23 protein-coding genes are annotated in these 22,896 nt (G+C 73.3%); 18 read left to right on the top strand and 5 right to left on the bottom strand.

Annotation, left to right across the window (positions count from 1 at the left end; genetic code table 11):
- Window positions 1-79: 79 nt before the first annotated feature.
- The 6 genes from AC5WRL_RS16895 (at window position 80) to AC5WRL_RS16920 (ending at window position 5,684) form a co-directional block, all read left to right on the top strand.
- The gene (locus AC5WRL_RS16895) at window positions 80-856 is read left to right on the top strand and encodes an IclR family transcriptional regulator (RefSeq protein ID WP_496089367.1); all 777 of its coding nucleotides are present in this window, start codon (window positions 80-82) and stop codon (window positions 854-856) included.
- Window positions 857-1,305: 449 nt separating this feature from the next.
- Window positions 1,306-2,028: a GntR family transcriptional regulator gene (locus AC5WRL_RS16900; RefSeq protein WP_496089368.1), complete on the top strand. Its 723-nt coding sequence runs from the start codon at window positions 1,306-1,308 to the stop codon at window positions 2,026-2,028.
- A complete protein-coding gene (locus AC5WRL_RS16905; protein ID WP_496089369.1) occupies window positions 2,025-3,026 on the top strand; it encodes an ADP-ribosylglycohydrolase family protein in 1,002 nt (333 codons plus the stop codon). Before AC5WRL_RS16900 ends, AC5WRL_RS16905 begins: the two co-directional genes overlap by 4 nt.
- Window positions 3,027-3,042: 16 nt before the next feature.
- The gene (locus AC5WRL_RS16910) at window positions 3,043-4,509 is read left to right on the top strand and encodes a purine-cytosine permease family protein (RefSeq protein ID WP_496089370.1); all 1,467 of its coding nucleotides are present in this window, start codon (window positions 3,043-3,045) and stop codon (window positions 4,507-4,509) included.
- The gene (locus AC5WRL_RS16915; protein WP_496089371.1) at window positions 4,506-5,441 is read left to right on the top strand and encodes a PfkB family carbohydrate kinase; all 936 of its coding nucleotides are present in this window, start codon (window positions 4,506-4,508) and stop codon (window positions 5,439-5,441) included. The genes AC5WRL_RS16910 and AC5WRL_RS16915 overlap by 4 nt, the downstream gene beginning before the upstream one ends.
- A 21-nt stretch (window positions 5,442-5,462) precedes the next feature.
- On the top strand, window positions 5,463-5,684 hold the full coding sequence (locus AC5WRL_RS16920) for a hypothetical protein (protein ID WP_496089372.1): 222 nt from the start codon (window positions 5,463-5,465) through the stop codon (window positions 5,682-5,684).
- Here AC5WRL_RS16920 and aztA read toward each other — a convergent pair.
- The gene (aztA, locus tag AC5WRL_RS16925; protein WP_496089373.1) at window positions 5,656-6,282 is read right to left on the bottom strand and encodes a zinc ABC transporter ATP-binding protein AztA; all 627 of its coding nucleotides are present in this window, start codon (window positions 6,280-6,282) and stop codon (window positions 5,656-5,658) included. The genes AC5WRL_RS16920 and aztA overlap by 29 nt on opposite strands.
- 51 nt (window positions 6,283-6,333) lie before the next feature.
- On the opposite strand from aztA, the gene aztB reads away from it, so the two are divergent.
- From aztB to AC5WRL_RS16965, 8 genes are all read left to right on the top strand, one after another.
- On the top strand, window positions 6,334-7,170 hold the full coding sequence (gene aztB / locus AC5WRL_RS16930; RefSeq protein WP_496089374.1) for a zinc ABC transporter permease AztB: 837 nt from the start codon (window positions 6,334-6,336) through the stop codon (window positions 7,168-7,170).
- Between the two features lie 20 nt (window positions 7,171-7,190).
- On the top strand, window positions 7,191-8,216 hold the full coding sequence (locus tag AC5WRL_RS16935) for a hypothetical protein (protein ID WP_496089375.1): 1,026 nt from the start codon (window positions 7,191-7,193) through the stop codon (window positions 8,214-8,216).
- Window positions 8,213-9,142, top strand: a complete 930-nt coding sequence (gene aztC, locus AC5WRL_RS16940; protein WP_496089376.1) for a zinc ABC transporter substrate-binding protein AztC — start codon at window positions 8,213-8,215, stop codon at window positions 9,140-9,142. Before AC5WRL_RS16935 ends, aztC begins: the two co-directional genes overlap by 4 nt.
- A gap of 23 nt (window positions 9,143-9,165) precedes the next feature.
- Window positions 9,166-10,356 carry a zinc metallochaperone AztD gene (aztD, locus tag AC5WRL_RS16945; RefSeq protein ID WP_496089377.1) on the top strand — a complete coding sequence of 397 codons (1,191 nt, stop codon included), beginning with the start codon at window positions 9,166-9,168 and terminating at the stop codon, window positions 10,354-10,356.
- Window positions 10,357-10,466: 110 nt separating this feature from the next.
- Window positions 10,467-11,528, top strand: a complete 1,062-nt coding sequence (locus AC5WRL_RS16950; RefSeq protein WP_496089378.1) for an NUDIX hydrolase — start codon at window positions 10,467-10,469, stop codon at window positions 11,526-11,528.
- A complete protein-coding gene (locus AC5WRL_RS16955; protein ID WP_496089379.1) occupies window positions 11,525-13,624 on the top strand; it encodes an ABC transporter ATP-binding protein in 2,100 nt (699 codons plus the stop codon). The genes AC5WRL_RS16950 and AC5WRL_RS16955 overlap by 4 nt, the downstream gene beginning before the upstream one ends.
- 45 nt (window positions 13,625-13,669) lie before the next feature.
- A complete protein-coding gene (locus tag AC5WRL_RS16960; protein WP_496089380.1) occupies window positions 13,670-14,341 on the top strand; it encodes a restriction endonuclease in 672 nt (223 codons plus the stop codon).
- Between the two features lie 43 nt (window positions 14,342-14,384).
- On the top strand, window positions 14,385-14,783 hold the full coding sequence (locus AC5WRL_RS16965; protein WP_496089381.1) for a hypothetical protein: 399 nt from the start codon (window positions 14,385-14,387) through the stop codon (window positions 14,781-14,783).
- Between the two features lie 218 nt (window positions 14,784-15,001).
- Here AC5WRL_RS16965 and AC5WRL_RS16970 read toward each other — a convergent pair whose 3' ends face one another.
- Window positions 15,002-15,598 (bottom strand): TetR/AcrR family transcriptional regulator, encoded by a 597-nt coding sequence (locus AC5WRL_RS16970; protein WP_496089382.1) that lies wholly within the window; start codon window positions 15,596-15,598, stop codon window positions 15,002-15,004.
- A 74-nt stretch (window positions 15,599-15,672) separates the two neighbouring features.
- On the opposite strand from AC5WRL_RS16970, the gene AC5WRL_RS16975 reads away from it, so the two are divergent.
- Window positions 15,673-16,170: an FBP domain-containing protein gene (locus tag AC5WRL_RS16975; protein ID WP_496089383.1), complete on the top strand. Its 498-nt coding sequence runs from the start codon at window positions 15,673-15,675 to the stop codon at window positions 16,168-16,170.
- 10 nt (window positions 16,171-16,180) lie between these two features.
- Here AC5WRL_RS16975 and AC5WRL_RS16980 read toward each other — a convergent pair whose 3' ends face one another.
- The 3 genes from AC5WRL_RS16980 to AC5WRL_RS16990 form a co-directional block, all read right to left on the bottom strand.
- Window positions 16,181-17,416: a cytochrome P450 family protein gene (locus AC5WRL_RS16980; protein WP_496089384.1), complete on the bottom strand. Its 1,236-nt coding sequence runs from the start codon at window positions 17,414-17,416 to the stop codon at window positions 16,181-16,183.
- 315 nt (window positions 17,417-17,731) lie between these two features.
- Complete coding sequence (locus AC5WRL_RS16985) at window positions 17,732-19,066, bottom strand: MFS transporter (RefSeq protein ID WP_496089385.1); 1,335 nt, start codon at window positions 19,064-19,066, stop codon at window positions 17,732-17,734.
- Window positions 19,063-19,602 (bottom strand): MarR family winged helix-turn-helix transcriptional regulator, encoded by a 540-nt coding sequence (locus AC5WRL_RS16990; protein WP_496089386.1) that lies wholly within the window; start codon window positions 19,600-19,602, stop codon window positions 19,063-19,065. The genes AC5WRL_RS16985 and AC5WRL_RS16990 overlap by 4 nt, the downstream gene beginning before the upstream one ends.
- A gap of 170 nt (window positions 19,603-19,772) precedes the next feature.
- On the opposite strand from AC5WRL_RS16990, the gene AC5WRL_RS16995 reads away from it, so the two are divergent.
- Genes AC5WRL_RS16995 through AC5WRL_RS17005 form a run of 3 tightly spaced genes read left to right on the top strand, consistent with a single transcriptional unit; the run spans window position 19,773 to window position 22,887 of the window.
- Window positions 19,773-20,489 (top strand): FadR/GntR family transcriptional regulator, encoded by a 717-nt coding sequence (locus AC5WRL_RS16995; protein ID WP_496089387.1) that lies wholly within the window; start codon window positions 19,773-19,775, stop codon window positions 20,487-20,489.
- A gap of 17 nt (window positions 20,490-20,506) precedes the next feature.
- Window positions 20,507-21,496 carry an NAD(P)-dependent oxidoreductase gene (locus AC5WRL_RS17000; protein WP_496089388.1) on the top strand — a complete coding sequence of 330 codons (990 nt, stop codon included), beginning with the start codon at window positions 20,507-20,509 and terminating at the stop codon, window positions 21,494-21,496.
- Window positions 21,493-22,887 (top strand): GntT/GntP/DsdX family permease, encoded by a 1,395-nt coding sequence (locus tag AC5WRL_RS17005; RefSeq protein WP_496089389.1) that lies wholly within the window; start codon window positions 21,493-21,495, stop codon window positions 22,885-22,887. Before AC5WRL_RS17000 ends, AC5WRL_RS17005 begins: the two co-directional genes overlap by 4 nt.
- Window positions 22,888-22,896: the final 9 nt, after the last annotated feature.

Raw genomic sequence — 22,896 nt, forward strand, 5'->3', positions numbered from 1 at the left:
GAATCCATCGTGGGGAGCGGCCATGAGGGCTGTCAAGCACTGAAGGAAAAACCTTTCCGGCCAGTGGTAATTTCCCGGGGTGAGCACCAGCGGCACCAGCGAAGTCCCGGCCGATGTCGTCGGCCGGGCGATCCGGCTGCTCGTCCTGGTCGGCGAGCACCCGCACGGCATCACGCTCTCCGAACTGGCCCGCGCGAGCGGCGTCCCCGTCAGCACGGCGCACCGGCTGGTCAACTCACTGTGCCGCGAGGGCCTGGTGGATTTCGAGACCACCGGCAAGCGCTACAAGCCCGGCCTGCGCCTCTTCCAGCTCGGCCAGCAGGCCGGCCAGGTGTACGGATTCGCCGGCACCGCCCTCCCCGTGATGCGCCGGGTGACGGAGCGGACCGAGGAAGCCACCCTCATGTCCGTCCTCGACGGCACCCGCCACCTGTACGTGCACTACGTGGACGGCCCGCTGCCGGTCGGCGTCCGCAGCGAACCGGGCCGCCACGGCCCGCTGCACTGCACCTCGATGGGCAAGGTCCTGATGGCCTTCGCCCCCGACGAGGTACGCGCCGACCTGCTGGAGCGCGTCGAACTCACCCCGTACGGGCCGAACAGCATCACCGACCGCGACCGCCTGCGCGAAGACGTCGCCCGCGCCGCCGAACGCGGCTACGCCACCGCCGACGAGGAACACCACCGCGGCCTGCGCGCCGTGGCCGTCCCCATCCTGCGCCCCGACGGCACCCTCTTCGCCTGCCTCTCCACCGCGGCCCCCGCCTTCCGCCGCACGATGGACGACCTGATCGCGATGGTCCCCGTGCTCCAAGAAGCCGCCACCGAACTGGGCGTCCGCCTCCCGGCCCACTGACCCGCCCCAGTTCTGACAGCAGAGCGGCCACTTCGGTGAGTTCGGTGTCGATGGCCGCCAGCCGGGCCAGCCGGGCCGCCTCCCGGGCTCCTTCCCCCAGGTACTCGGCGGCCGGCTTCGACCAGGAGCCGGCCAGCGCGCCGAGCCGGAAGCGGCCGTCCGTGGACAGCCAACTGCCGTCCGACGGCAGCGGATCACGGGGGGCCAGCAGGCCGATGCCCGCCAGCAACGCCCGGACCGTGGCATCGGAAACGGCGTCCGCCGCCGGGTCGGCGCGGTTCACCGCCGGGGTCAGTACATCGGCCAGGCTGCGCCCGGTGGCCGGCGGGCCGATGGTGATCTGGGTGTCCCTCAGTTGCTGTGAGTTATCGACGAGAAAGGCGTGGGCCGTAAAAGATCTTGCCCCGCGGGGGTGGACCGGAAGGAAATCATCCGGTTATCTTCTGGACATGCCTGGACAGGTACACAAGCATCATCGCATCGCCCGCGTGCTCGCCGACGAGATTCGGGCCGGGGTTCATTCCGACGGGAGTCGGCTGCCGGGGGAGCACGCGCTCCGGGAGCGGTTCGGGGTGAGTCGGACCACCCTGCGGCAGGCGCTGCGGGTGCTCGGTGAGGAAGGGCTGATCGCCACCCATGCCGGGATCGGGTCCTTCGTCACCTTCGACGGGGCGCCGCTGGACAACCGGCGGGGCTGGACCCAGGCGCTCGCCGAGCAGGGGATCGAGCTGACCACCGAGATCCGGCGGTTCGAGACCGTCAGCGATCCCGCGCTGGCCGGTGAGCTGGGGGTAGCACCGGACACCTTTCTCGCGCTCGATCGCGTCCGCCGGCTGCCCGACGGGCAGGGCGTCTCCCTGGAGCTGAGCCGGGTCCCGGCCACCGGCGAACTCGCCGGGCTGCCCCGGCGCGGGCTGGACGGGGGGTCGCTGCACAAGGCGCTGGTGGCCGCCGGGCGGATCACCGCCTCCGGTGAGGGGCTGCTGTCCGTCCGGGCGATCGACGAGGCCGAGGCCGCGGTGCTGGGCCGTACGGCCGGTGAGTTCTTCATCCAGCTGACGCAGGTCTACCGGGCCGCCGACGGATCGGTCGTCGAGCAGATCACCAGCCTGCTGGATCCCGCCCATTTCCAGGTGCGGGTCCGGTCGCACGAGGGAGGCGTTCCGCGGTGACCACGGGGATCGACGATCGGGCGCTCGGGGCGTTCTACGGGCTGGCGCTGGGGGATGCGCTCGGCATGCCCACCCAGTCCATGGCCCGGGCGGGCATTCTGCGCGCGTACGGGTCGGTCGGCGGGTTCGTCGACTCCGTGGCCGCCAACCCCATCAGCGCGGGCATGGCCGCCGGATCCATCACCGACGACACCGAGCAGGCCGTCCTGGTGGGGCGGCTGCTCGCCGACGGGGGCGGCCACATCGACCCGCTGCTGCTGGCCCGCGAACTGCTGGCCTGGGAGGCGGAGATGAAGGCCAAGGGGTCCCTGGACCTGCTCGGCCCCTCCACCAAGGCCGCCCTCGATGCCATCACCCGGGGCGTCCCGCCGCGCGAGGCCGGCCGGTACGGCACCACCAACGGGGCCGCCATGCGCGTCACCCCCATCGGCATCGCCTTCCCGGCCGAGCCGCTGGAGCCGTTCCTGGACCGGGTGGTGGAGTCCTGCCAGGTCACCCACGACACGACCATCGGCATCGCCGGCGCGGCGGCCGTCGCCGCCGCCGTCAGCACCGGGGTCGCGGGCGGCACCCTCCAGCAGGCGGTACGGGCCGCCACCGCCGCCGCCCGGGCCGGCGCCCGGCGCGGCAACTGGATCGCCGGGGCCGACATCGCCACCCGGATCGGCTGGGCCTGGGATGTGGTGCGCGGGCTCGACGAGCAGGGCGCCCTGGAGCGCATCGGCTCGCTCATCGGCACCAGCGTCGCCAGCCAGGAGTCCGTCCCGGCCGCCTTCGCCGTGCTGTCGGTGGCCGGCGGCGACCCCTGGCGGGCCGCCGTACTCGCCGCCAACCTCGGCGGCGACACCGACACCATCGGTGCCATCGCCGGTGCCATCGCGGGCTCCGTCACCGGATACGCCGCCCTGCCCGCCGATGTCGTGCGCACCCTGCGCACCGTCAACTCCCTGGACCTGCACCCCCTGACCGCTCGGCTGCTCGCCCTGCGCACCACGTAAGTAAGGAGGCACCGTCATGAGCGATTCGACGACGAACGATCAGATCGGCGCCGTAGAAACCCGCGGCATCGAGCCGGTCCCCGACCACGAACGGCACGGCCACGCCGGCCAGATGTTCTGGACCTGGTTCGCCGCCAACATTTCCATCCTCGGACTTCCCCTGGGCGCCACCCTGATCGCCTTCCGGGGCCTGAACATCTGGCAGGCCGTGGCGGTCGCCCTCATCGGCTCCTTCGGGTCGTTCGCCCTGGTCGGGGCGCTCAGCCTGGCCGGCAAGAAGGGCGGCGCCCCCGCCCTCACGCTCTCCCGGGCCGTCTTCGGACAGCGCGGCAACGCCGGCCCGACCCTGGTCACCTGGCTGAGCCGGATCGGCTGGGAGACCATCTCCACGACCACCGCCGCGTACGCCCTGCTGGCGCTGCTCAACGTGGCGTTCGGCTTCCGGGCCGGCACCGTGCTCACCCTGCTGTGCCTGCTGGTGTTCATCGCCTGCACGCTGCTGATCAGCGGCCTCGGGCACGCCACCATCATGTGGATCAACAAGTGGGCCACCATCGCCTTCGGCGTGCTCAATCTGGTGGTGATGGGCTTCCTCGTCGCGACCGTCGAGTGGCACCAGGTGCTGGACGCGCCCGCCGGGCCCACCAGCGCGGTGATCACCGGCATCGGCTTCGTGGCGGCCGGCACCGGCATCGGCTGGGCCAACGCGGGCGCCGACTACGCCCGTTATCTGCCCCGCGAGATACCCGGCGGCCGGCTGGTGGTGGCCTCCGCGTTCGGCGCCGGCATCCCGCTGCTGCTGCTCATCTCGCTCGGCTCACTGCTGGCGGCCGGCGATCCCACGCTCGCCACCGCCACCGATCCGGTCGCCGCCATCAACGCGATGCTGCCGTCCTGGATGGCCATCCCCTATCTCATCGCGGCCTTCGGCGGGCTGCTGATGTCCAACCACCTGTCCACGTACTCGGCCGGCCTCACCATGATCACCCTGGGGCTGCGGACCTCCCGGATCACCGCCGTCGCCCTCGATGTGGTGCTCATGTTCGCCGGCGGCATCTACTTCATGCTGATCGCCGACGACTTCTACGGCCCGTTCACCACCTTCCTGACGCTGCTGGCGGTGCCCATCTCGGCGTGGATCGGCGTGGTCGCGGTGGACTCGCTGCGCGGCCGTATGTACGACCCCGTGGCGCTGATGGACACCGGGCGCGGCAGCCGCTACTGGTACACCGGCGGCTACCGGCTGCCCGCCGTGCTGGGCTGGGCCGCCGCCATCGTGGCCGGGCTGCTGTTCACCCGGGCGGCCACCGGGCCCGACGACGTGTGGTTCGCCGGTCCGTTCGCGGACAGCTGGGCGGGGACGAACGGCCTGGGCTGGGCGATCGCCATGGGGACGGGAGCTCTTGTGTACGCGCTGGCCGGGCGGTCCGCCGGTACCCCGGTGACGGACGAGTCTCCTGCCCTTCAGGGGGCGGGGCGGTGAGCGGGCGGCTGGTGCTGGCCGGCAATGTGATCGCCGATCTGGTGATCGAGGTGCCCGCGCTGCCGGAGCGCGGCGGTGACGTCCTCGGCTCGAACGCCCGGCTCACCGCGGGCGGTGGCTTCAACACCCTGGTCGCCGCCCGCCGGCTGGGCACCCCCGCCGTGTTCGCCGGGCCGCACGGCACCGGACCGTACGGGGAACTGGTGCGCGCCGCGCTGGCGGCGGAGGGCGTCGAGGTGCTGCTGCCGGTACGGGCGGACGGGGACACCGGGTTCACCGTCGCGATGGTGGACGCGGGCGGCGAGCGTACGTTCGTCACCAGCTTCGGTGTCGAGGCGCGGCTCGCGGACGCGGACATCGCCGCGCTGCGGGAGCGGGTCGGGCCGGGGGACACCGTCCAGTTGTCGGGGTACGCGCTGGTACTGCCGGGGGTCGGGCCGCTGCTGGCCGCCTTCACGGCCGCGCTGCCGGCCGGGGTGACCGTATGTCTGGACCCGGCGCCGCTGGTCGCGGACATTCCGCCGGCCGTGCTGGAGCCGGTGCTGGCGCGCGCGGACTGGCTCAGCGCCAACGCCCGTGAGGCGCGGTTGATGACCGGGCTCCAGGATCCGGGGGCGGCGGCCGTGGCGTTGCGCGGGCGGTTGTCGCCGGGGGCCGCCGGGGCGCTGGTACGGGACGGGCGGGACGGCTGTGTGCTGGCCCTTTCCGGCCGGGAGCCGCTGCGGGTGCCGGGGTTCTCCGTCGATGCGGTGGACACCAATGGGGCCGGGGACGCGCATGTCGGCGCCTTCCTCGCGCTGCTCGGCCAGGGGGCCGACCCTCTCACGGCGGCGCGTACCGCCAACGCGGTCGCGGCGTTCGCCGTCACCCGGTCCGGGCCGGCCACCGCCCCGACCCGTACCGAGCTGGCGGATTTCCTCGCTCGACACTGACCGGCCGTCACTGTCAGTGACGTGTGTCACGATGCGGGTGATGAGGAGGTGGAGCCGGTGGAGGCTGTGGCGCTGGGGGAGTTGGCCCGGGGGGTGGTCGCGGACCATGAGCGGGCGGTGGCCGGGGCGCGGGAGGCGCCGGACGCGCTGGATGTGTCGGAGGGGGAGTTGGCGCGGCGGGTGGTGGCGGCGGAGCGGGAGCGGCTTCTGCGGGTCAGCACAGGTGGCCCGCGGTCAGGGTGAGGGTGTGGTCGGCCGCGGCTGCTTCGGCCGGGTGGTGGGTGGCGTGCAGGATCGTGGTGCCGTCCTCCGCCGCGATACGGGAGAGCGTGTCGGTGATCTGCCGCTGGGCGGTGGCGTCCAGGGCGGCGGTGGGTTCGTCCAGCAGGAGCAGTGGGGAACGCTGCGCCAGGGCCTGGGCGATGAGGGTGCGCTGGCGCTGGCCGCCGGAGAGGTCGCCGAGTTGGCGGTGGGCCAGGTCGGCGATGCCGAGGCGGTCCAGGCTCTCGTCCACGATCCGGCGGTCGGCGCGGGTCAGCCGGCGCCAGGGGCCGCGGTCGGCCCAGCGGCCCATGGTGACGGTTTCGCGCACGGTGAGGGGGAGGGTGTCGGGCACCGCGCTGCGCTGGATCACGTAGGCGGGGCGGCAGGGGCGTGTGTAGCTGATGGTGCCGGTGGTGGGGGCGAGGGTGCCGGCCAGGAGGCCGAGGAGGGTGGATTTTCCTGAGCCGTTGGGGCCGGTGAGCGCGGTGACCTGCCCGGCGGGGATGGTCGCGGTGATGCCGTGCAGGGCGCGGTGGCCGGCGTAGTCGGCGGTGACCTCGTGGAGTGTGACCGGCATGACAGTCCTTAAGTGCTGACGATAATCGTTTTCATTATAGGGTGACCGCTCATGGAGTGGTTGCTCGAACCGTTCGCGGTGTCCTTCGTTCAACGGGCGCTGTGGGGCGGGATTCTGGTCTCGCTGATCTGTGCCCTGGCCGGCACCTGGGTCGTGCTGCGCGGCATGGCCTTTCTCGGCGACGCGATGGCGCACGGCATGCTGCCCGGTGTCGCGCTCGCCTCGCTGCTCGGCGGCTCGCTGCTGATCGGGGCGGCGGCCAGCGCCGGGGCGATGGCGCTCGGGGTCACCGCGCTGGGGCGTTCGAAGCGGATCTCCCGTGACACCGGGATCGGGCTGCTGTTCGTCGGAATGCTGTCGCTCGGCGTCATCATCGTGTCGCGTTCGCAGTCGTTCGCGGTCGATCTGACCGGGTTCCTGTTCGGCGATGTGCTCGCGGTACGGGAGGGGGACCTGGTCTTCCTGGCCGTGGCGCTGGGGTGCGCGGCGGTGGTGACGGCGCTGGGTCACCGGTCGTTCATGGCGCTGGCGTTCGACCCGCGCAAGGCGCACACCCTGGGGCTGCGGCCCCGGTGGGCGCACGGGGTGCTGGTCGGGCTGGTGACGCTGGCGATCGTGGCGTCCTTCCATGTGGTGGGCACGCTGCTGGTGTTCGGTCTGCTGATCGCCCCGCCGGCCGCCGCCGCGCTGTGGGCGCGCCGGGTCCCGCTCATCATGCTGGGCGCGGCGCTGCTCGGTGCCGTCTCGACGGTGGCCGGGCTGGTCATCTCCTGGCACGGCGGTACGGCCGCGGGCGCCACGATCGCCGCCGTCGCGGTGGGGCTGTTCTTCGTCTCCGCCCTGGCCACCCTCGCGAAGTCCCTGCTGGAGAAGAGAACTCAGTCATGATCACGAGATTTAGGAATGTCATGCTCGCGGCAACCTTCCCCGCCGTGCTGGGCATGACCGGGTGCGCCTCCGCGCCGAACCAACCCGCCACCGACGCCTCCGAGTCCACGCCGCACGGCTACGTGGAAGGCGCCGAGGAAGCCGCCGAACCGCAGTCCCGGCTGGTCATCGCCGACGCCGGCACCGGAGAGATCCGGGTGCTCGACCTCATCACCGAGGAGATCACCGAGGTGGGGCACGGCGACCGGCTCACCCGCGTACGAGGAGATGGCCGGTACGGCTATCTGACCGGCGCCGATGGTGCGGTCCACGTCGTCGACAGCGGGGCCTGGACCGTCGATCACGGCGATCACTCGCACTACTACCGCGCCGCCATCGCCCTGGACGAGGTCCTGCCGGCCGGCACCCTCCCCTACCAGGACGCGCTCCTCACGGTCGCGGACGGCACGGTACGGGGGGCCGGGCTCGACGAGCCGTGCGCCGACCCTTCCCCAGGCTCTTCGAGCAGCGGATACCCCGGGGGTGCCGCCGTCACCCGGGCCGGCCTCGTCCTCGGATGTGCCGACGGCGCGCTGGTCGTCACCGCCGCCGAATCCGCAGCCGGGTTCGCGGCCCAGCGCCTTCCCTACCCGGACGGTACCGACCCCGGCACCCGGGCCACCGAACTCCGGCACCGCAGCGGGAGCACCACCCTGGCCGCCACCTCGGCGGACGGGCGAGGCTACTGGACGCTCGATGTCCTCGCCGGGGAATGGGAATTCACCGCCGACGACTCCGTCGTCGCCGTGAACACCGTCGGCAGCGGCGGCGCCCTGCTCGCGCTCACCGACAGCGGGGAGCTGATGTCGATCGACCCCGGCAGCGGCGCGGAAACCGCCCGGATACCGCTGGCGGGAGACAGCATTGAAGTGGATAGCAGCCGTGCCTATGTCAATGATGTGGCGGGGCAGAAAATTTATGAGATCGATTACGCGGATGATCTCCGGATAGCCCGCACCTTCGAACTCGATTTCACGCCCTCCCTCATGGTGGAGACCGGGCGATGAGACGAAGGAACCCCCTCACGGCGGGCGCGCTCGCCCTCGTCGCCGCCCTCGGGACCGGCCTGCTCGCGACCGGCTGCGCCGCCACCGGCGACCACCGGGCCGCCGTGGTCGTCACCACCAACATCCTCGGCGACATCACCCAGCGCGTCGCCGGCGACCAGGCCGAGGTCACCGTCCTGATGGGCGCCGGAACCGATCCGCACTCGTTCGGCATCTCCGCCCGCCAGGCCGCCGGCATCGAGACCGCCGCACTGCTCGTGTACAACGGCCTCGGCCTGGAGGAAGGCGTCCTGCGGCACGTCGAGGCGGCAGCCGGCTCCGGCACCCCCACCCTGGAGGTCGGCGCCGGAATCGACCCGCTCCCGTACGCCTCCGACGCCATGGCCGGACAGCCCGACCCGCACTTCTGGACCGATCCGCAACGGGTGGCCACCGCCGCCACCCTCATCGCCGAGCGGATCGTCGCCGACGTGCCCGGGGCGGACCCGGACACCGTCCGGAAGAACCGCGACGCCTATCTGACCGAACTCGGCGCACTGGACAGCTGGATGGCGGACCGGTTCGAGGAGATCCCGGACGGGCGGCGCGCCCTGGTCACCAACCACCACGTCTTCGGCTATCTCGCCGAGCGCTACGCGTTCGACGTCGTCGGCGCCGTCATCCCCAGCGGTACGACGCTGGCCTCCCCCTCCGCCGCCGATCTCGAATCCCTGGCCGGCGCCATCCGGGAAACGGGCGTGCCCGCCATATTCGTCGACGCCGAACAACCCGACCGCCTCGCCCAGGTCCTCGCCGGGGAAACCGGATTGCGGGTGGCCGTCATACCCCTGTTCTCCGAATCACTGAGCCCGCCGGGCGGCGGCGCAGAGACCTATCTCGACCTGATGCGTTCCAACACCGAAGCCATTGTCTCCGGCTTGCGATAAGAAGAAAGAAGAGAGAGAAAACCATGCGGAAGAAGAAGTCCATCGCCGGATCGGTGGCCGCACTGGCCGCCTCGGCCCTTGTGCTGACCGGCTGCGGAGCCGAGGACGGCGACACCACCAAGGACAGCGGGAAGCAGCAGGACGCACCCGCCACCACCCAGGTCGCCGAACCGCTCGTCGCCACCTACGACGGCGGCCTCCTCATCCTGGACGGCACCACCCTCGACATCGTCGAGGACATCCCGCTCGACGGCTTCAACCGGCTGAACGCCGCCGGCGACGACCGCCACGTCCTCGTCTCCACCGCCGCCGGCTTCCAGGTCCTCGACGCGGCCGGCGCCACCCTCACCGACGCCACCTTCGCCGCCGAGAAGCCCGGCCACGTGGTCCGGCACGGCGACCGCACCGTGCTGTTCGCCGACGGCACCGGCGAGGTCACCCTCTTCGACCCGCACCGGCTGGGCGGCGCCGACCTCCCCGAAAGCGAGACGTACCAGGCCGCCGAGGCCCACCACGGCGTGGCCGTCGAGCTGGAGAGCGGCGAACTCCTCGTCACCCTCGGCAACGAGGAGACCCGCGTCGGCGCCCTCGTCCTCGACCCGGACCGCGCCGAGACCGCCCGCAGCGAGGACTGCCCCGGCGTGCACGGCGAGGCGGCGGCCAAGGACGACGTCATCGTCATCGGCTGCCAGAACGGCGTACTCATCTACCGGGACGGCGCGTTCACCAAGGTCACCAGCCCCACCGACTACGGCCGCATCGGCAACCAGGCCGGCTCCGACGCCTCCGCCGTCGTCCTCGGCGACTACAAGCAGGACCCGGACGCCGAACTGGAGCGCCCCGAGCAGATATCCCTCATCAACACCGCCGACGGATCGCTCACCCTCGTCGACCTCGGCACCAGCTACTCCTTCCGCTCCCTGGCCCGCGGCCCGCACGGCGAAGCCCTCGTCCTGGGCACGGACGGACAGATCCACGTCATCGACCCGGAGGCCGGCGAGGTCACCGACACCATCCCGGTGGTCGACGCCTGGGAGGAGCCGCTGGAGTGGCAGCAGCCGCGGCCCACGATCTTCGTACGGGACCACACCGCCTTCGTCACCCAGCCCGGCAGCAGGGAACTGCACGCCGTGGACATCGAGTCCGGCGAGGTCCTGAACACCGTGACCCTGCCGCAGGTGCCCAATGAACTGAGCGGAGTGCTCGCCCACTGACCGACGCGCAAAGCGCCCGGGGGTGCGCCCCCGGGCGCTTCCAGCGCGCCGCCGAGCGCCCTGGTGGGGCCGGGTTTCCGCGCTGATCATGAGGTGTGACGCCAGACCATGTGACCTCCACCAACGCCGAGTACGCCGCCTCCCGGCACGCCGTATGGGTGTGCGCCACCGCCCTCATGACGGACGAACTGGGGCGCGTCCTGCTGGTACGCCCCTCCTACCGCGACACCTGGCTGCTGCCGGGCGGCGGGGTCGAGGCGAGTGAGCTGCCGACCGAGGCATGCCGGCGCGAGGTGTGGGAGGAGACCGGACTCACCCGCGACCCCGGCCCCGCCCTCGCCGTGGACCATGTCAGCCCGCGCATCGAAGGGCTGCCGGACGACCTGCCGTTCCCCGGCGAGTTCCACACCGTCTTCGACGGCGGCGTGGTCGACGCCGCCCGGGCGGCCCGGATCCGGCTGCCGGCCGGCGAGCTCAAGGACCACGCGTTCCTCGACGCGACCGAGGCCGCCGACCGGATGGCGGGACCCGACGCCCGCCGCATGCTGGCGGCGCTGCGCGCCCGGCTCGGCGGCACCGGCACCGTCTACCTCCAGGACGGCCGGCACCCCGGACCGCAGCCGCAGCAGCCGCCGCTGGAACGCCACTCGGTGATCACCCGGGTGCCCACCGGCCACGACTGGCCCTGGCACCCCGGCCGGCCGGCCCCCGACCGCACCCCCGTGACCCAGGCGTGGGGCTGGCTGTTCGCCCCGGACGGGCGGGTGGTGATCCTCGTCGACCCGAAGGACGGCACCGTCCTCCTCCCCGGCGGCACCGTGGAGCCGGACGACGGCCAGGACCCGGCCCGTACCCTGGCGCGCGAGGCGTACGAGGAGGCCAGGCTCACCCTCGGCGGAGCGGAGTGGCTGGGGTGGGTCGAGGCGGTGGCCGGCCCCCGGCGCGCCCTGGTACGGATGGCCGGGCGGATCACCGACATCGGCCCGCGCGGCGTGGACCCGGCCACCGGGCTGACGTACCACCGGCTGCTCGCCACCCCGGCGCAGGCCGCCGAACTGCTGGGCTGGGGCCCGGCCGCCCGCCGGCAGGCCGCGCGGGCGGCCCGGATCGCCGCCGAACGCTGGGGCATCCCGTACGCCACCGACCGCCCCGTCACGGAGGTGGACGCATGAGCGGTCGCCCGGCACGGCGCGAGCCCACGCCCGTACCCCCGGACCGGCCGAAGCCGGCCCCCACCCCCGACCGGCCGCCCGCGCCGACGCCCGCCGAGCCCCCCGTGCCGCCCGGGCACCCGACCCCGCCCCCGCCACCACCCCCGCCGCCGCCCGCCCCCGAGCCGCCCGCGCAGCAGAAGTCCGAGCAACTCCTCTTCGGCGGCCCGCTGCTGTACGACCACGCCTGGACCAGCCACGAGGGCGCGTCCGCCCGGCTCAGCCTGTGGCAGATGCTCAGATCGCTGCCCAGCCTGGTGGGCATGTCCGTCCGGCTGGCCAGGGCCGCCGACCCGGCGGCCCTGCGCATGGTGGCCGGCGCCGAGATCGGCCGGGGCCTGGCCCAGGCGATCGGCCTGGTCGCCGTCAACGCCGTACTCGCCGCGATCCTCGCCGACGGCCAGCCCGCCGACCGGCTGCGCGCCGCCCTGCCCGGGCTCGCCGTGGTGGCCGCCGTGGGCGTGGCCGCCGCCCTGCTCACCGCCGCCTCCACCTACGGATCGGGACGGCTCAAACCCAAGGTGGAACGGGTCGCCACCGAGCGCTATCTCGAACACGCCGCCCGTGTCGAGCTGGCCGCCATGGAGGACGACCGGTTCCACCGGCTCCTGGACACCGCGCAGTACGGGGCGTCCGCCGCCCGCAGCATGATCAGCTACTGCCTGAGCGCCGTCACCGGACTGTTCTCGCTCATCGCGGCGGCCGGCGTGCTCACGGTGCTGCATCCCGTACTGCTCCCGCTGCTGCTCCTCATGACGCTCCCCAGCATGTGGAGCACGCTGGTGACCACCCGCCGCCGGTACGAGTCGTACCGCGTGTGGGTCCAGCACACCCGGGCCGGGCATCTGCTCAGCCACGAACTGACCCGGCCCGAGCCGGCCCCCGAGATCCGGGTGCACCAGGTCGGGCCGTTTCTGCGCAAGCACTTCCGCCACATGTCGGAGAGCGCCGAGGGCGAACAGACCCGGCTGGCCCGCCTCGACGCCCGCACCGGCCTGTGGGCCGCCGCCTGGACCGGGCTGGCCGGCACCGTCACCTACCTCACGCTCGGTGCGCTCGCCTGGAGCGGCGCCGTGGCCATGTCGGTGGCCGGCACCGCCGTGCTCGCCATCCGCACCGGCGCCGGCAGCCTGGGCGGGCTGGTCAGCGCCATCAATCAGCTCTACGACGAGTCGCTGTTCGTCGCCGATCTGGAGCGGCTGTGCACCGAGGCCGACGGCTGGGCCATCCCGGTGGGCGGGGTGCCGCTGCCGGCCCGGATCGACCGCATCCGGTTCGAGGACGTGTCGTTCAGCTATCCGGCAGCCCCCGAGGCCGAGCCCGTACCGGCCCTGGACCGGGTCAGCCTCACCGTCCCCGGCGGCCGGATCACCGCGCTGGTCGGCGAGAACGGCTCCGGCAAGACCACCCTCGTCAAGCTGCTGGCCGGGCTGTATCTGCCGCAGACCGGGCGGGTCAGCTTCGGCGGGGTCAGCACGGCGGACGGCGACCGGCAGCAGTTGTTCTCCCGGATCGCCATGGTGGCGCAGGACTTCAACCGCTGGCGGTTCACCGCCCGGGTCAATATCGCCATCGGCGCGCCCAACGACCCCATCGAGGAGCGGCGGGTGACCTCGGCGGCCGGATACGCGGGCGCCGACCAGGTGATCGGCCAGCTGCCGCGCGGCCTGGACACGCTGCTGGCGCGCGGCTTCCAGGGCGGGCATCAGCTCAGCGGCGGTCAGTGGCAGCGGCTCGGCATCGCGCGCGCCCGGTACCGGGACAGCGAGATCCTCATCGTGGACGAGCCGACCGCCGCGCTCGACGCCAAGGAGGAGGCGCGGGTCTTCGCGCAGATCAGGGAGCTTGCGGCGGCCGGGCAGACGATCATTCTCATCACCCACCGGATGGCGTCGGTGCGCCACGCCGACCTGGTGCATGTGCTGCACGAGGGGCGGCTGGTGGAGTCCGGGTCGCCGGACGAACTGCTGGCGCGGGAGGGCGGACGGTTCCGGGAGCTGTACGAGATCCAGGCGGCCCAGTTCGCGCCCGCCGGCGCCCCGGTGGATGGCCGATAAGGCGCTCTGGCGGCCGGGGGCGCGTACCTCCCACACTGGCGCGCCATGGGCGGAAAGCGGCAGAAGCAGCGGAAACGGCGGACGCGGCGGAACCAGCGGGCCGTTGCGGGTCTTGTGGTGGCGGCGGCAGTGGTGGTGATCTTCTGGCCGTACGTGCTGGTGGCGCTGGGCGCCGGTGCGCTGGGGGTGCTGGGCTGGTGGCTGTGGCGCCGCGACCGGCGGGCGCGGGCGGCCGACCGGGAGTTCCGCGAGGCGGACCGGCGGGCCAGGGCGCGGGCCACGGTGGCGGCGCTTGACGTGCTCAGCTGGCGGGAGTTCGAGGAACATGTGGCCTGGCTGTGCCGCCGGGACGGCTGCGGCCAGGTGGAGGTCACCGGGCGGGCCGGCGACCTGGGCGCGGATGTGACGGCGCTGCTGCCGGACGGGCGGCGGCTGGTGGTGCAGTGCAAGCAGTACCGGGCGGACCGCGCGGTGGGCAGCGCGGACATGCAGAAGTTCCTGGGCACGGTGTACCAGCACCACCGGGCGGATCTGGCGGTGTTCGTGACCACGGCGCGTTCGTTCACCAAGCAGGCGCTGGAACTGGCCACACAGCAGCGGGTTCTGGCCATTCACCGGGACTATCTGGGACTGTGGAACGGTGGCACGCCGCTGCTGGAGCTGATCCCCGTCAACGGGGCCGGGCAGGGACGGCGTGAACGCCGCCCGCGCGGGTAGGGGCGGGGCGGAACGGGTCGGGAACGGAAGGGGGCGGTTCCGCATGGTCGATCCGCTGTCATTGGCGGCCATCACCGCGGCGGTCTCGGCCGCGGCCGGCGCGGTCGGTACGGAGGCGGGCAGCCGCAGCTGGGCGGCGCTCGCGCGGCTGGGGCGCCGGGCCCTGGGGCGCGCCGAGCCGGAGCCCGGACCGGAGCCGGGCGCGGATCCGGTGCCCGCTGTACGCCCCGAGGAGCCCGAGGTGCGGCAGCTCGCGGCCGTCGTCTACGCCCGCGCGCTCCAGGACCCCGCCTTCGCCGCCGACCTGCGCGCCTGGATCCACGACAGCGAGGCGGCCCGCGGCACTTCGGGCGGCGTGACCGTGACCAACGTGGTCAAGGGCAACGCCAAGGTGGAGAACCTGATCCAGGCGAACGAGGTGACCTGGCACTCCACCCGGTGAGGTGCCCGGCCGCCGGGTCGTCCGGCGGTCGCCGTGCGGCGCGGGAGGCGCGACGTGGCCGGGCTGCCGGAGGTACGCGTCGCGCGCGCGGCCGGCGGGGGCGAGCGGGCGAACCGCGTCGGAGACCTGGGCACCCCGGCGGCGACGGATTCTTCGCATCCACCCTGGTCAGCGGCCAGTTCGCTCAGAGCGAACAACTCCGCGGACGCCCCGCGCGATCACGGCGACGGCGTCAACGCCGCCGTTCCGGGCGCCGGCCAGTTGCGCAGCAGGGCGTCGAGGGAGTCCAGGATCCGGGCCCAGGTCTCCTGGGTGTCGGGGGCGCTGTGGCTGAAGCCGCCGCCCAGCTCCAGGCTGACGTAGCCGTGGAAGACGCTGCCCAGCAGCCGCACCGCGTGCGTCCGGTCCGGCTCGCCGAGGTCGTAGCCGCGCAGGACGGCCCGGGTCAGCTCGGCGTGCCGGCCGCCTGCGCTCGCCGCCGCCGTCCCGGGGTCCAGGCGCAGCTGGGCGGCGGCGTAGCGGCCGGGGTGTGCGTGGGCGTAGTCGCGGTAGACGCCGCCGAGGGCGGCCAGCGCGTCGCGGCCGGCCCGGCCGGCGAGGGCGGCGGCGGCGCGGTCGGCCATCTCTTCGAGGGCGAGCAGGGCGATGCGGGTTCTGAGGTCCTGGGAGTTCTTCAGATGGGAGTAGAGGCTGGCGACCTTGACGTCGAAGCGGCGGGCGAGCGCGGAGACGGTCACCTCGTCGAAGCCGACCTCGTCGGCCAGCTCCGCGCCCGCCCGGACCACACGCTCCGTGGTCAGTCCCGCACGTACCATGACTGCTCCTCCGCTCGGTCCCGAAAGCTATTATTTATTTGCCTAACACCTTTAGGCAAATTAGCCTCGGTCGTATGAAGCCACTGGCCGAGAAAGAGATCCGCGCCGCCTTCGTGAACTGCACCAAGGGCGAGACCAAGCGCCTGTACGTCCCGCACCCCCAGGATCTGGCCGACCGCCCCTGGGCCGACCTCGACTACCTCGGCTGGCGCGACCCCCAGGCGCCCGACCGCGCCTACCTCGTCGCCGAACTCGACGGCCGCCCCCGCGCCCTCGCCCTGCGCCGCCCCGCCCCGACCGCCGGCCGGCGCCGGCACAGCATGTGCTCGATCTGCCTCACCGCCCACGCCGGCGGCGTCTCCCTGATGGTCGCGCCCCGGGCCGGCAAGGCCGGAAAGCAGGGCGACTCGGTGGGCAGCTACCTCTGCGACGACCTGGCCTGCTCGCTGTACGTCCGCGGCAAGAAGGACCCGGGCAGCGGCGCCCGGGTGTACGAGACGATCACCGTGGAGGAGAAGATCCGCCGGATGCTCGGCAACCTCACCGAGTTCCTCGCCAAGGTGACCGCCTGACCTGCCGGCGTCACTCCGGTCCCGGTCCCGGCCCCAGCTCCACCGGCAGCCGGGCCAGCGCATGACTGCGGAAGGTGGTCCGCCACACCGGCTCCGCCGTCGCCGCCGCCCGCAGCCCGGGGAACCGGCGCAGCAGCGTACCGAGCGCGATCTGGATCTGGGTGCGGGCCAGCGGCGCGCCCAGGCAGTAGTGCAGGCCCTGGCCCAGCGCCAGATGGGACTTCTCGGCGCGGTGCAGGTCGAAGCGGTCCGGCTCCGGGTAGCGCGCCGGGTCGCGGTGCGCCGCCGCCAGGCCGAGCAGTACGGTCTCGCCGCGCGGGATGACCGTACCGCCCACCTCGACGTCCTCGACCGGGAAGCGCCGGATGGCCGTGACATTGGGGTGGATGTAGCGCAGCAGTTCCTCGACCGCCTCCGGGAGCAGCGCGTCGGGGGCGTCGCGCACGGCGGCCAGCTGCTCGGGGTGGGTGAGCAGGGTGTGCAGACCGCCGGAGATGAGGTGGGTGACGTTCTCGATGCCGGCGCCCACGATGAGGAAGGCGAGGGAGACGAGTTCGCTCTCGCTGAGCCGCTCATGGCCGTGGCCGTCGCCGTCGTCGCGGGCGGCGATCAGCCCGGAGAGCAGGTCCTCGCCCGGGTGGGCCCGGCGGTCGGCGATCAGCTCGCGCATGAACGCGGCGATCGTGTCGATGGCCTCCCGCACCTCGGCCGGCCTGCGGGCCGAGATCACCGTGCCGATGAGCCCGGCGAACGGCCGGCGGCCCTCGGCGGGCAGCCCGAAGAGATCGCCGATGACGGTCATCGGCAGCGGCCCGGCGTACGCGGCCACCAGATCGACCGGCGCCCCGGACCGCCCGGCGACCGCCACCCCCTCCGCCAGCCGCCCGGCCGCCTCCTCGATCCGGGGCCGCAGCGCCTCCACCCGGCGCGGGGTGAACGCCTTCGACACCAGCCGGCGCAGCCGCAGATGGTCGGCGCCGTCCATGTTGAGGAGGTTGGTGTCCAGCTCGGGCGGCAGCGAGAAGCCCTGATAGCCGGTGGTGGAGTGCGACTTGTCGAGCGACAGCCGCGGGTCGCCCATCAGGGCCCGGACGTCGGCCTCGCGCGTGATGACCCAGGCGGCGGTGCCCTCCGGCAGCGTGACCCGGACGACGGGCGCGCCCTCCCGCAGCCGCGCGAACGCGGCGTACGGGTCGGCGGCGAAGACCTCGGGGTCGAAGGGCATGGGGGCCTGAGCGAGCGTCATGTCCCCAGCGTAGGGCGGCGGGACGGCGCCCCGCACCCCCGGCCGCAGGTCCGGTGGTGCGGCAGGCGGCGGCGCGGCGCGCCGGTCCCGCCGGTGCCCGTGGCGGTCACCGCCACGTCGCCGGTGCCCTCGGTGAACACGGCCGTGCACTCCGCCCCGCGCACCGCGTTCGCCACGCGGCCGGCACCGCGAGCGGGCGGCGCGACGGCCGGCCCGCCGGGGGCCGGCTCCCGCTGGGCGGCGCCCCGCAGCGGCGGCAGCGCCGGGTCGGCGGGCCGGGATTCGCGGGCCGCCCATGACCGTCCCGCGCGGAGGTCACCCGGTCGTCTCGGGGAGGGGCTTCGGTACGGGCCCCGGCCGCGGCTCCGGCAGCGGCTCCGGCAGCGGTTCGGCTTCCGGCCCGGGCACCAGATACGCACGCAGTGGCCGGTTCGCCACCGCCACCAGGCAGATGCCCAGGGCCCCCGCCAGGCCGCCGGTCAGCTGGGCGATCGGCGCCGAGGTCAGCGAAGCGACCAGCCCGCCCCGGAAGTTGCCGAGCTCCGGGCCCGCCATGCCGATGATGTGCTCGACGGAGGACACCCGGCCCCGGTACGCGTCCGGCGTCTCCAGCTGGATGAGCGTCCCCCGCGCCACCACCGCGATGGTGTCCGCGCCGCCCGCCACCGCCAGGCAGGCCAGCGCCAGCCACAGCGGCCCGGCCACACCGAACCCGGCCAGCGCGAGACACCACACCAGCGAGCCCAGCAACTGCACCCGTCCGAGCGGGCGCAGCCGGGTCACCGTTCCGGAGAACAGCCCCGCCGTGATCCCGCCCACCGCGACCGCCGACAGGAACAGCCCGAGCGAGCGCGGATCCCCGCCGAACCTGATCTCGTTGATCAGCGGAAAGAGCGAGACGGGCATCACCAGCAGGGTCGCGGAAAGGTCGGTGGCGAAGGACCCCCACAGGGTGCGGCGGCGCAGGATGTAGCCCCAGCCGCCGCGTTCGGGCCGCCGCACCCGGCCACCGGCGCCGCCGTTCGTCCCGTCCTCGCCCACCGGGGGCATCGGCGGCAGCCGGAACAGCACCAGCAGTGAGATGAGCACGGTGCCGGCCTGGAGCCCGTACACCGCCGGGAACCGCCACTGCGCCAGCATCACCCCCGCCAGGGCCGGCCCGGCCAGCATCGCCACCTGGAAGGCCATGCCCTGGAGGGCGAGCCCCGCCGCCAGCTGATCGGACGGCAGCAGCCGCACCGGCAGGGTGCGCCGGGCGGGCGCCCCCAGCGCGCTGGCCCCGCTGCTCGCCGCGACCAGGGCGAGCAGCAGCAGCACCGACCGGTTCCCGGCGACGGCCTGCCCCATCAGGGCCAGGGCGGCGAGCAGTTGGGCGGCGGTGGTGGCCCGTACCAGGGCACGGCGGTCCATGGCGTCCGCGAGGGTGCCGCCGGCCAGCCCCAGCACCAGGGCGGGGCCGGCCGTGGCCAGGCCGATGGCCCCGGTCCACAGCGGACTGCGCGTCAGCTCCCACACCTGCGCCAGTACGGCGACGGTGGCGATCTGCTGCCCGATCGAGCCGAAGGAGGCGCCGATCCACAGCGCGCGGAAGGGGCGGCTGGTGCGCAGTGGGCGCAGATCCAGGAAACGTATCCGGCGCCGCCCGCTCACGGCTTCGGCTCCTCGGGGTGGTCGAGGTGGTCGGGGTGCTCGGGGTGGTCGAGGTGGTCGAGGATCCGGTCCTTCATCGGTCGCCGCTCCAGCACGCGCGCGAGGGCGACGGCCGCGGCGCTGAGCGGGTGCGGCAGTTCGTCGTCCAGTTCGGCGACCACCGCCTTGGTGGCCCGCCACTCGGCCTCCAGGAACGGCACCAGGGCGCGCCCGCGTTCGGTGAGGGTGATCTTGCGGGTGCGGCCGTCGTCGGGGCCGGGGGCGGAGTCGATCAGGCCCTCGCGGCGCATGGCGGTGAGGGTCTGGCTGAGGGCGGAGTGCGAGCGGTCCAGGGAGGCGGCCAGTTCGCGGATGGTGAGCGGCCCGGTGTGCGCGAGGCGGATCAGCGGATAGGCGAAGCGCGGTCGTACGCCGTGGATGCCGCGCAGCGCGTACACCTCGCCGATCTCGTCGTCCATGGCGCGGAAGAGCTGGTGCAGGGGTACCCAGCGGTCCGGTTGGAGGGTGGGGTCCTCGGCGGGGGGTGGGGATGTCATAGCGCTAATGTAACAGCGCTTGGATAAATAAATCCCCGCTCGGATCTCTTGACCGGACGGCCGGACCGATGCCAGAGTTTGCCGCCATTGGGACAGGTCAGACATCAGACGTCAGATGTCCGGGTTGCTGTCCCGGCAATGGAGCCGAGTCAGCAGAAAGAGCCGCCGCCATGTCGCTCTCCGGAGACCTCGCCGAGCAACTGCTCAGCGAGATCATCGACGGTGTCCACCCACCCGGCGCCGCCCTGCCGCCCGAACAGGAACTCGCCGACCGCGCCTCGGTCAGCCGCCTCACCGTCCGCGAGGCCATCAAGCAACTGCGCGCCCAGAACGTCCTGCGGGTCGCCCGCGGACGCGGCACGTACGTCAACCCGCCCGACCGCTGGAGCGCGCTCGGCCCGGTGCTGCGCGCCGCCAGCCACAGCGCGCAGCGCACCAGCGGCGGCCATGTGTCCGAACGGCTCGTCGAAGCCCGCCGGCTGATCGAGAACGGCGCCGCCGAACTCGCCGCCCAATGGCGCACCGACGCCCACCTCGCCGAGCTGCGCGAACACCTCACCGCCATGCGCGCCTCGAACGAGGCCGCGGATGTGGAGGAGTTCACCCAGGCCGACATCGACTTCCACGACGCCGTGATGCGCGCCACCGGCAACCTCTTCGTGCCGCTGCTGCTCGAACCCTTCGGCCCGCTGCTCGTCGAGGCCCGGCGCGAGACCTCCGCCGTCCCCGCGATCCGGGCCAACGCCATCGGCCACCACCAGGCCGTCCTCACCGCCATCGAGGCCGGCGACCGTGAGGCCGCCCGCCGGGCCATGGACGCCCACATGAACCAGACCGCGCACGACATCCGCACCCACGTCCTGGGCTCCGCCAACACAACGAAGTGAAAAGGGAAACCCGCTCCATGCACGACCACGAACACGGCCACGAACACGGCCCCGGCCACGGCACGACCCCACCCCCGCGCACCGCCGTCATCGGCCTCGGCGCGATGGGTCTCCCCATGGCCCGCCGCCTCGCCACCGCACTCCCCGTCTCCGTCTTCGACATCGCCGCCGACCGGCGCGCCCTGCTGGCCGCCGAGGGCGCCACCGACGCCGCCACCCCGGCCGAGGCGGTACGCGACGCCGACATCGTGCTGCTCGCCGTGCGCGACCAGGCCCAGGTGGACGGCGCGCTGTTCGGCGAGCACGGCGCCGCCCCCGCCCTGCGCGCCGGCGCCGTCGTGATCCTCACCAGCACGGTGGGCCCCGACGCCGCCCGTACGATCGCCGGCCGGCTCGCCGCCGAGTACGGCGCGCGCACCGTGGACGCGCCGGTCAGCGGCGGCCCGGTGCGGGCCGGGAACGGCGATCTGCTGATCGTCGTCGGCGCCGAGCCGGCCGCCCTGGCGGCGGCCCGCCCCGTACTGGAACTGCTGGCGTCCACCCTCACCGTGGTCGGTGAGCGGCCGGGTGACGGGCAGGCGCTGAAGGCCGTCAACCAGCTGCTGGCGGGCGTGCACATCGCCGCCGCGGCCGAGGCGATCGCACTGGCGCGCGGGCTCGGGCTCGACCCGGGCACGGTGGTGGAGAGCCTGCGGCAGGGCGCGGCCGGGTCGTTCATGTTCGCCGACCGGGGCCCGCGGATGGTCCAGGCGTACGAGGAGGCCGCCGCCGACATCGAGGTGAAGTCGCGGCTGGACATCTTCGTCAAGGACATGGGCATCGTGACCGGTGTCGCGCGGGACGCCCACGTACCGGTGCCGCTGGCCGCCGCCGCCGAGCAGCTGTATCTGCTGGGCGAGCGCGCCGGGCTCGGCGCGCGGGACGACTCCTCCGTGGTGACCGTCCTGTCCCCGGTGTCTCCGGTTACCGCTGCGTCCGGCATATCCGGTGAGGAGTCGGCCCGATGAGCGACACCTCACTCGTACTGATAGGGCTGGGCGGCGTTGTCGTCCTGCTGCTGCTGATCATGAAGGCCAAGCTCCAGCCGTTCGTCGCGCTGGTGCTGGTCAGTCTGGGCACGGCGCTGGCCGCCGGGGTCCCGGTCGCCGACCTGGTGAAGACCGTCCAGGACGGCATGGGTTCGACCCTCGGCACGATCGCCACGATCATCGCGCTGGGGGCGATGATCGCCAAGATCATCGAACTGTCGGGCGGCGCCGAGTCCTTCGCCCAGACGCTGATCGACCGGCTCGGCACCAAACGCACCCCGGCCGCCCTGACGGTGGCGGGCTTCGTCCTCGGCATCCCGATCTTCTTCGATGTCGGGGTGATCATCCTGATGCCGATCGCGTACGGGGTGGCCCGCGTCTCCGGCAAACCGCTGCTGAAGTACGGGCTGCCGATGTGCGCCGCGCTGCTGACCGTGCACGCTTTCCTTCCGCCGCACCCCGGCGCGGTCGCCGTCGCCGAGCTGATCGGGGCGGACCAGGGGCGGGTGCTGATGTACGGCCTGCCGGTCAGCGCGATCGTGGTGATCTGCGGCTTCTTCATCTCCCGGGTGATCACGCGCCGCGAGTACGTGATGGACCCCGAGGTACGCGAGCGGGTGTACGGAAGGACCAGCGGCACCGGGTCCGGCCCGGACGCGGACCCGGCGGAGACGGAGAACGCGAACGCCCCCGCCCCGCCCTCCTTCGCCATGGTCCTGACGCTGATCGTGACCCCGATCGCGCTGATCCTGTGCGGCACCCTCGCCGACAACCTGCTGGACGAGGGCGGCATCGCGTACTCCGTCCTCACCGTCGTGGGCGCCCCGATGGTCGCGCTGCTGATCTCCCTCCTGCTCGGCGCCTACTTCCTGGGCTTCCGGCGCGGCTGGGACCGGGACCGCGTCGAGAGCGCGATGAGCGCGGCGCTGCCGCCGGTCGCGATGGTGATCCTGGTCTCCGGCGCCGGCGGCATGTTCGGGAAGGTGCTGGCGGCCAGCGGCATCGGTGACGCGGTCGCGTCGCTGCTGGAGTCGACCGGACTGCCCATCCTGGCGCTCGCCTTCGTGATGACGGCGGCCATGCGCGCCGCCCAGGGCTCGGCGACGGTGGCCATGGTGACCACGGCCGCCATCCTCGCCCCCATGCTGGAACGCGCCGACATGACGCCGACCCAGCTGACGCTGGCCGCGCTGGCGATGGGCGCGGGCGGACTGATGTGCTCGCACGTGAACGACTCCGGCTACTGGGTGGTCGCCCGCCTCAACGGCCTGGACGTCGCCACCGGCCTGCGCACCTGGACGCTCACCACCTCCCTCATGGGCGTCATCGGCTTCGTGCTGGTGTCGGGGTTGTGGCTGCTGTTGGCTTGACTTTCGGAC

This window comes from Streptomyces sp. NTD107, from assembly GCF_059510435.1.

What these genes read in the sequence shown, in the direction of transcription:
- aztB (WP_496089374.1), top strand. Translation starts at nt 6,334, where the DNA reads ATGGAGTGGTTGCTCGAACCGTTCGCGGTGTCCTTCGTTCAACGGGCG.
- AC5WRL_RS16955 (WP_496089379.1), top strand. Translation starts at nt 11,525, where the DNA reads ATGAGCGGTCGCCCGGCACGGCGCGAGCCCACGCCCGTACCCCCGGAC.
- AC5WRL_RS17000 (WP_496089388.1), top strand. Translation starts at nt 20,507, where the DNA reads ATGCACGACCACGAACACGGCCACGAACACGGCCCCGGCCACGGCACG.
- AC5WRL_RS16960 (WP_496089380.1), top strand. Translation starts at nt 13,670, where the DNA reads ATGGGCGGAAAGCGGCAGAAGCAGCGGAAACGGCGGACGCGGCGGAAC.
- AC5WRL_RS16995 (WP_496089387.1), top strand. Translation starts at nt 19,773, where the DNA reads ATGTCGCTCTCCGGAGACCTCGCCGAGCAACTGCTCAGCGAGATCATC.
- AC5WRL_RS16910 (WP_496089370.1), top strand. Translation starts at nt 3,043, where the DNA reads ATGAGCGATTCGACGACGAACGATCAGATCGGCGCCGTAGAAACCCGC.
- AC5WRL_RS16900 (WP_496089368.1), top strand. Translation starts at nt 1,306, where the DNA reads ATGCCTGGACAGGTACACAAGCATCATCGCATCGCCCGCGTGCTCGCC.
- aztA (WP_496089373.1), bottom strand. Translation starts at nt 6,282, where the DNA reads ATGCCGGTCACACTCCACGAGGTCACCGCCGACTACGCCGGCCACCGC.
- AC5WRL_RS16965 (WP_496089381.1), top strand. Translation starts at nt 14,385, where the DNA reads ATGGTCGATCCGCTGTCATTGGCGGCCATCACCGCGGCGGTCTCGGCC.
- AC5WRL_RS16935 (WP_496089375.1), top strand. Translation starts at nt 7,191, where the DNA reads ATGCTCGCGGCAACCTTCCCCGCCGTGCTGGGCATGACCGGGTGCGCC.
- AC5WRL_RS16975 (WP_496089383.1), top strand. Translation starts at nt 15,673, where the DNA reads ATGAAGCCACTGGCCGAGAAAGAGATCCGCGCCGCCTTCGTGAACTGC.
- AC5WRL_RS17005 (WP_496089389.1), top strand. Translation starts at nt 21,493, where the DNA reads ATGAGCGACACCTCACTCGTACTGATAGGGCTGGGCGGCGTTGTCGTC.
- AC5WRL_RS16980 (WP_496089384.1), bottom strand. Translation starts at nt 17,416, where the DNA reads ATGACGCTCGCTCAGGCCCCCATGCCCTTCGACCCCGAGGTCTTCGCC.
- AC5WRL_RS16990 (WP_496089386.1), bottom strand. Translation starts at nt 19,602, where the DNA reads ATGACATCCCCACCCCCCGCCGAGGACCCCACCCTCCAACCGGACCGC.
- aztC (WP_496089376.1), top strand. Translation starts at nt 8,213, where the DNA reads ATGAGACGAAGGAACCCCCTCACGGCGGGCGCGCTCGCCCTCGTCGCC.
- aztD (WP_496089377.1), top strand. Translation starts at nt 9,166, where the DNA reads ATGCGGAAGAAGAAGTCCATCGCCGGATCGGTGGCCGCACTGGCCGCC.
- AC5WRL_RS16970 (WP_496089382.1), bottom strand. Translation starts at nt 15,598, where the DNA reads ATGGTACGTGCGGGACTGACCACGGAGCGTGTGGTCCGGGCGGGCGCG.